General features: G+C 40.5%; 2 protein-coding genes. Both read left to right on the top strand.

Annotation, left to right across the window (positions count from 1 at the left end; all coding sequences use genetic code 11):
* Positions 1 to 149 precede the first annotated feature (149 nt).
* Complete coding sequence (gene mntA, locus BLT15_RS13040) at positions 150 to 584, top strand: type VII toxin-antitoxin system MntA family adenylyltransferase antitoxin (RefSeq protein ID WP_089762523.1); 435 nt, start codon at positions 150 to 152, stop codon at positions 582 to 584.
* Positions 577 to 993 (top strand): type VII toxin-antitoxin system HepT family RNase toxin, encoded by a 417-nt coding sequence (hepT, locus tag BLT15_RS13035; protein ID WP_089762521.1) that lies wholly within the window; start codon positions 577 to 579, stop codon positions 991 to 993. The genes mntA and hepT overlap by 8 nt, the downstream gene beginning before the upstream one ends.
* The last annotated feature ends 172 nt before the right edge of the window (positions 994 to 1,165 follow it).

Here is a 1,165-nt window from a genome sequence, read left to right as displayed (position 1 = left end):
ATAAGCGAAGGCCAAAAAATTTTTGAAAGAGATGAGATAAGGACTGCTGATTTTATGGAAGATGTTCTGAAGAATTATTTTGATTTCGGGATGAAGCTGCAGCATTTTTACGAAGATTTTAAGGAAGGCATACGGGAGGAGATGCACTGATGGATGTTGATAGGGAGCGGATAGAGAGCAAAGAGGAAATAAAAAAATATTTTGCCGGTGAAGAGGATATAATGGCCGCCTATCTGTTTGGTTCACACGGGACAGAGTATGAAACTCCCCTGAGCGATATCGATTTTGCCATCTTATACAGAGAGGGAGAAGAGTCAGGCCTTATGAGAGATATGCAGGTGATGGCTGGTCTATCCAGTATTCTGGGGATAGAAGATATAGATATTGTTAATTTAAATAAGGCTCCCATACTGCTGCAGCATGAGATAATATCCAGCGGGGAGCTGCTGTATGAGCGGGACCGTGAGACTGTCAGCGATTTTATCTACTATGTGCTCACATTTGCCTATGATGAAAAAATCAGGGCCAGAAAATATTATGATGAATATGAAAAGGCCCTAAAGAAGGAGTATCTAAATGAATGAGAGGGATGAGCTGCTGGTTAAAATTGAGAGACTGGAAGAAAACCTTGTTAAACTCAGGTCTCTCCAGGAGATGGACCGGGAAGAATTTATGAATGACTTTCGCAATATTGAGGCCAGCAAATATTTACTGCAGACTTTCATTGAGATAATGATAGATATTGCCAATATGTTGATTGCCCGGCGGAGACTGGGTAAGGCTGATACAAATGCGGAGGTTTTTTCTATTCTGGCTGAAAATAAAGTGGTTTCTGAAGAAAATCAGGAAACATATGGTGTTATGGCGGGATTTCGCAATAGAGTTGTCCATATGTATGACAGGGTGGATGAGAATGAAATATATGACATACTGCAGAATAACCTGGAGGATTTCAGAGGTTTTATAGAAGAAATACTCGAATTTATCAATTGAAAAAAGGTAAACATGGGAATTGAATTACTGCCGCCGGTCTTTCCGCCAAATATAGTAGCGATTGGCCTGAATTATCATGACCATGCCGGAGAAACAGGGAAGGATAATTATTATGATTCAGACAAAACTATCAGCCCAGTTACAACGGCAAAACGGAGCGCAAGAACAGAGA

The organism is Halarsenatibacter silvermanii (assembly GCF_900103135.1).
GTDB lineage: Bacteria > Bacillota > Halanaerobiia > Halanaerobiales > Halarsenatibacteraceae > Halarsenatibacter > Halarsenatibacter silvermanii.
The sequence above is the reverse complement of the archived record's forward strand: the minus strand, read 5'-3'. Positions and strand labels throughout refer to the sequence as shown.